Raw genomic sequence first — 5,708 nt, forward strand, 5'->3', positions numbered from 1 at the left:
CCCGGCGTTCGCGGCGGCCCGCGCGGGGCGCTCGATCACGGGTGTGCGGCAGGTGCTGCTCTCGCACCCGCAGAACGGACCCGCCGTGGAGTTCCCGGCCGGGCTGCCCGCGCCGGGCCGCGTGCCGGACGGGCGCGAGCTGTCGGTGATCAGCGGGCACCGGGTGCGGGCGGTGGCCCTGGACTCGCCGGGGACGGGGTACGAGGTGACGTCCCCGGACGGGGTGCGGCTGCTGTACCTGCCGCCGGGCGGCGCGCCGGCCGGGCTGGCACCGGCCGCGAGCCCGTACGCCATGGTGCTGCTGGACGTCCTGGGGCGGCCGGACGCGCTGGCCCGGCTGCGGGAGGCCGGCGCGGTCGGCCCCACCACGGACGTCCTCGCCGTCCACATCGACCACGACGTGCCGCCCGGCCGCGAGCTGCACCGCCGGCTCGCGGCGGCGGGCGCCCGCACGGTGCCGGACGGCACGACCCTGCCGGTCGGCGACTACCACGAGGTGCCGGACCTGCCGCGCCGCACGCTGGTGCTGGGCGGCGCCCGGTCCGGCAAGTCGCACGAGGCCGAACGCCGGCTGGAGTCCTTCCCCGACGTGGTCTACGTCGCCACCGGTGGTACGCGCGAGGGGGACGCCGACTGGGCGGCCCGCATAGCCCTCCACCGCGAGCGGCGCCCCGCCTCCTGGCGCACGGTCGAGACCTGCGACCTCGCCCCGCTGCTGCGCGAGCAGGGGCCGCCGTTGCTCATCGACTGCCTCTCGCTGTGGCTGACGTCCGCGATGGACTCCGTGGGCGCGTGGGACGACGCGACCTGGTCCGACGGCGGGAGGGCGGCCCTGGCCGAACGCACCGCCGAACTGGTCACGGCGGTCCGGGAGACGCCCCGCACGGTCGTGCTGGTCAGCAACGAGGTCGGCTCGGGCGTCGTCCCGGCGACCGCCTCGGGCCGGCGCTTCCGCGACGAACTGGGCCGGCTCAACGCCGCGCTGGCGGCGGAGTGCGAACACGTCCTGCTGGTCGTGGCCGGCCAGGCCGTTCCGCTGAGATGACGCCTCCGGGACAGCGCGCCCACCCGGCCCGCACAAGGGATAGCGGCACCCCGCACGGGTAGTGTGTCGCGGATGAGCGGTCTGAATCTTGATGACTTCGCCACGTTGATCGAGCGCCCCGACCCCGGCACCCGCCGCGCCGCCGAGGAGCGGCGGGAGCGGACCGGGGTGGCGCCCGGGGCACTGGGCCGGCTGGACGAGCTGGGCGAGTGGCTCGCCGGGGCGCAGGGCGCGGTGCCGGTCAAGCCGGTCGAGCGGCCCAAGGCGCTGGTTTTCGCGGGCGACCACGGCGTCGCCGCGCTGGGCGTGTCGGCCGGCCCGAAGGGCGGCACCAAGGAGCTCGTGCGGGCGGCCCTGGACGGGGAGAGCGCCGCGGCGATCCTGGCCGGTCGGTTCGGCGTGCCGCTGCGGATCGTCGACATGTCGGTGGACTGCGACCCGGACGAGCTGCCCGCCGAGGTCGTCCGGTACCGGGTGCGGCGCGGCTCGGGGCGGATCGACGTCGAGGACGCGCTGACGGCGGAGGAGGCCGAGCAGGCGTTCCGGGCCGGCATGGCGATCGCCGACGAGGAGGCCGACTCCGGCACCGATCTGATCGTGCTCGGCGATCTGAGCGTCGGCGGCACCACGGCCGCGGGGACGCTGATCGGCGCGCTGTGCGGCACGGACGCGTCGGTGGTGACCGGCCGGGGCGGGGCGTACATCGACGACCTGGCGTGGATGCGCAAGTGCGCGGCGATCCGTGACGCGCTGCGCCGGGCGCGGCCGGTGCTGGGCGACCAGCTGGCGCTGCTGGCGACGACGGCGGGCGCGGACCTGACGGCGATGACCGGTTTCCTGCTGCAGAGCGCGGTGCGCCGGACGCCCGTGCTGCTGGACGGCGTGGTGACCACGGCGTGCGCGCTGGTCGCGCAGCGGGTGGCGTTCCGGGCGCCGGACTGGTGGCAGGCGGGGCAGGCGAGCGACGACCCGGCACAGGCCAAGGCTCTTGACCGGATGGCGCTCAACCCTCTCCTGGAACAGGGCGTCACAGTGGGCGAGGGGACAGGGGCGCTGCTGGCTCTGCCGTTGGTGCAGGCGGCCGCGGCCCTGGCGGCGGAGCTCCCGGAGCGTGGCGTGCGTTCCTGACCAGAACGGCAGCAGCCCGGGAGCCGCCGCGCATCGAGCCCCGAGTCGATCACTCTTCATGGGAGAAGTCCGCTTGACTCCGGATGAGAGCGTCCGTACCGGCGCCTGGCCGCGGCGATCCGCGGCCTTCGCCGTCTGGTACCTGCGCACGGTCACGTTCGTCAATCTGCTCGGCGCGGTGTGGGTGTCCCTCGGAACCGACATCCGCCGGCACAACGTCGACGAATTCTTCACGCCGTACCTGCTGGAGGCGGGCTTCGCGCCGACCGTGGTGTCGCTGTTCATGGCGGTCACCCTGCGCCGGCGCAAGCGCGCCGCCTGGATCCTCAACCTGGTCCTGGCGTCGCTGCTGCTCCTGCTGCTGGCGTTCGCGATGTTCTTCCCGGAGTTCCGCCGGCATCCCCTGAACTGGTTCTCCCTCGCGCTCACCGGGCTGTTCACGGCCGCCCTGCTGGTGGGCCGCCGCGAGTTCTACGCCAAGGGCGACCGCTCCAACCCGAAGCTGGCCGCGGTCGTGGCGGCCGGCGGTCTGCTGGTCACCTCGCTGATCGCCGCCCTGCTGGTGACGGTCACCAACGAGGCCGACGACCAGTACCGCTCCTCGTTCTGGGACCGCTGGCACTACGGCGTGATGCGGCTGGTCTCCATCGCCGCCGACGACTCCCGCTACGCCGGTATCGCGCCCCCCGGCTGGGTCAACGTCGTCATCAACGTGATGAGCACGCTGCTGCTGATCCTCGTGGTCTACGCGGCGTTCCGCTCCCGGCGTGCCACCGACCCGCTCACCGCCGAGGACGAGGCGCGGCTGCGCGAGCTGCTCGACCGGCACGGCGAGCGGGACTCGCTCGGCTACTTCGCGCTGCGCCGCGAGAAGAGCGTCATCTGGTCCCCGTCCGGCAAGGCCGCCGTCACCTACCGGGTGGTGGGCGGGGTCTCGCTGGCCTCCGGCGACCCCATCGGCGACCCCGAGGCGTGGCCGGGCGCCATCGAGCCGTGGCTGGCCGAGGCCCGCGAGCACGGCTGGATCCCCGCCGTGATGGGCGCGAGCGAGGAGGGCGGCACCGTCTACTCCCGGCACGGCATGGACGCCCTGGAACTCGGGGACGAGGCCATCGTGGACACGGCCGAATTCACCCTGGAGGGGCGCGCCATGCGCACCGTGCGCCAGGCGTACAACCGGGTGAAGCGCGCCGGCTACACGGTGCGCGTCCGCCGGCACGAGGACATCCCCGAGGAGGAGATGGCCGAACTGCTGCGCCGGGCGGACGACTGGCGGGACGGGGCGACCGAGCGCGGCTTCTCCATGGCGCTCGGTCGGCTGGGCGACCCGGACGACGGGCGTTGCGTGATGCTGGAGTGCCATGACGCCGAGGGCGAGCTGCGGGCGCTGCTGAGCTTTGTGCCGTGGGGGCCGAAGGGCCTGTCGCTGGACCTGATGCGCCGTGACCGGGACTCGGAGAACGGCCTGATGGAGTTCATGGTCATCGAACTGCTGCAGCAGGCCAAGGCGCTGCGCATCGCCCAGGTGTCGCTGAACTTCGCGATGTTCCGCTCGGTCTTCGAGCGGGGCTCCAAGCTGGGTGCCGGGCCGATCCTGCGTATGTGGCGCTCGTTGCTGAGTTTCTTCTCCCGCTGGTGGCAGATCGAATCGCTGTACCGAGCAAATGCGAAATACCGCCCCATCTGGGAGCCTCGTTTCATGCTGTTCGAGAAGAGCAGTGATCTGCTGCGGATCGGTGTCGCCAGCGCCCGCGCCGAGGGCTTCCTGGAGGCCCCCGGCCTGCCCAAGTGGCTCAACCGCAAGCATCTGGAGAGCCGACGATGAACCGCGCGGCGCTGTGTCGCGCCGCGCGAACCGAGTGGGGACCGCTGGCCGGGACCGTGGGGAAGGCACTCGCCGCCGAGCGGCTGAGGGCCGTCCCGCTGACGCTCTCGGCGGTGGCCCTCACCTCCGTCTTCCAGATCGTGCAGAACCAGCCGTGGGGCTTCGGGCCGGTGCAGACGCTCGGCTCCGTGCAGGCGCGGCTGCCCTGGTGGCAGGCGCTGGCGCGCACGCCGCTGTCCTTGTTCGTACCGGCCCTGGACCTGCCCGTGTGGGGGGCGTTGGCCCAGGTGCTGCTGGTCTTCGGCATCGCCGAGATCTGTCTGGGTCCCTGGCGCACCCTGGCCGTGGCCTACGTCGCGACGCTCGCGGGGACGATGTACGCCCGGCTGGCCATCGCCATCGGCCCCGGCTCGCCGTTCGGGCTGCCGCCGGAGGCCGCGAAGGTCATCGACACCGGCCCGTCGGCGGCGGTGGTCGGGCTCGCGGTGTACGTCTCGTGGCGCTTCCGGGCGTGGTACACCTGTGGGCTGGTGGTGCTGGCCATGGTGGTCGAGGCGCTGGTCAAGCCCAATCTGGCGGGGAAGGAGCACATCGCCGCGGTGTCGGCGATGCTGCTGCTGTGCGTCCTGGACGAGGCGCGCCGGCGGCGCAAGCCCCGGGGCGATGCCTACCGGGAGGGCGATCACCGGTCGGGGGCGCCGGCCACCAGGTCGTGAAGCCGGTGGCGCACTGCGGCCCAGCGGGCATCGTGCCGGTAGGCGCGCACCCGTGCCTTGCGGCGGGCGCGCGGGCGGTGGCGGTAGAACCTGCGGGCCCACGGTGAACCGGGCCGGGCGAGGCGTACCGCGCCGACGAGTGCGACGAACGGCACGACGGCGCCGATCAGGGCGATGCGGGGCTTGCCCTTGGCCAGCGCGAACAGCGCGACCCCGAAGTTGATCAGGGTGTTGACCAGGACGATGCTGCGGTTCTCCCGCTCCTCGGGGCTCAGCTCGTTCACCCCGAACGGGGCGAAGCCGATGAGCACCAGGGCCACCAGCGCCGCCGTGAGCACGACGATCTCGACGCTCTTGCGGCCCTGTTCGGTCCAGTAGACGTCGTCCAGGTGCAGGACGAGCGCGAATTCGTCCAGGACCAGGCCCGCGCCGCTGCCGAACAGCACCGCGCAGACCGCCGCGCCGAAGCCGTACCGCCCCTGGGCGACCGCGCCGAAGCCGCCGACCACCATGAGCACGATCCCGGGCACCACATGGTGGACGTGCAGCCCGCCGGGCCGGATGTTGCGGAAGGGGCCGCGGCCGGCCCGGATCAGCCGGGTGATGACCCGGGTGACCAGGAAGGTCAGCACGAACGCGGCGAGCGCCAGCAGCAGGGGCAGCTTGCCCGGCTCGATGATGTCGCGTGTCACCCAGTCACCCATCGGACCCCGTTCCCGTTCGGCGTGCCTTCCGACCTCTTCCATCCCACCACCAGCGGGATAGCCTGCCCGGATGTCCGACACGCCCTCGCCCCGTACCACGCCCGGCGACGCCCTCCGGTTCGCCTTCGGCACGCTGACCGTGCTGCCGGTGCGGCTGACCCGCTGGGACCGTCCGGCCGCGCGCGGCGGGATGCTCGCGGCCCCGCTGGCCGGGCTGGTCGTGGGCGCCTGCGCGGGCGCCGCCGGGCTGCTCCTGGACCTGCTGGGCTCGGGCCCGCTGCTGGCCGCCG

At 73.6% G+C, this 5,708-nt stretch carries 5 protein-coding genes and 1 pseudogene; 5 read left to right on the forward strand and 1 reads right to left on the reverse strand.

Features of this window, described 5'->3' with window-relative positions:
• The 4 genes from AB0K09_RS29015 to AB0K09_RS29030 form a co-directional block, all read left to right on the forward strand.
• Positions 1–1,045, forward strand: a 1,045-nt coding sequence (locus AB0K09_RS29015; protein WP_366068382.1) for a bifunctional adenosylcobinamide kinase/adenosylcobinamide-phosphate guanylyltransferase, incomplete at its 5' end; no start/stop codon positions are given.
• A 72-nt stretch (positions 1,046–1,117) separates the two neighbouring features.
• Complete coding sequence (locus tag AB0K09_RS29020; protein ID WP_366068383.1) at positions 1,118–2,173, forward strand: nicotinate-nucleotide--dimethylbenzimidazole phosphoribosyltransferase; 1,056 nt, start codon at positions 1,118–1,120, stop codon at positions 2,171–2,173.
• A 58-nt stretch (positions 2,174–2,231) separates the two neighbouring features.
• Positions 2,232–3,998, forward strand: coding sequence for a phosphatidylglycerol lysyltransferase domain-containing protein (locus AB0K09_RS29025; protein ID WP_366068384.1), 1,767 nt, complete (start codon positions 2,232–2,234; stop codon positions 3,996–3,998).
• Positions 3,995–4,714: a hypothetical protein gene (locus tag AB0K09_RS29030; protein WP_366068385.1), complete on the forward strand. Its 720-nt coding sequence runs from the start codon at positions 3,995–3,997 to the stop codon at positions 4,712–4,714. Before AB0K09_RS29025 ends, AB0K09_RS29030 begins: the two co-directional genes overlap by 4 nt.
• Here AB0K09_RS29030 and AB0K09_RS29035 read toward each other — a convergent pair.
• The gene (locus tag AB0K09_RS29035; RefSeq protein WP_366068386.1) at positions 4,681–5,418 is read right to left on the reverse strand and encodes a hypothetical protein; all 738 of its coding nucleotides are present in this window, start codon (positions 5,416–5,418) and stop codon (positions 4,681–4,683) included. The genes AB0K09_RS29030 and AB0K09_RS29035 overlap by 34 nt on opposite strands.
• 70 nt (positions 5,419–5,488) lie before the next feature.
• On the opposite strand from AB0K09_RS29035, the pseudogene AB0K09_RS29040 reads away from it, so the two are divergent.
• Positions 5,489–5,708: pseudogene (locus tag AB0K09_RS29040) on the forward strand (adenosylcobinamide-GDP ribazoletransferase); the annotation flags it as partial.

The sequence above is a fragment of the Streptomyces sp. NPDC049577 genome, from assembly GCF_040675635.1.
Taxonomy (GTDB): Bacteria; Actinomycetota; Actinomycetes; order Streptomycetales; family Streptomycetaceae; genus Streptomyces.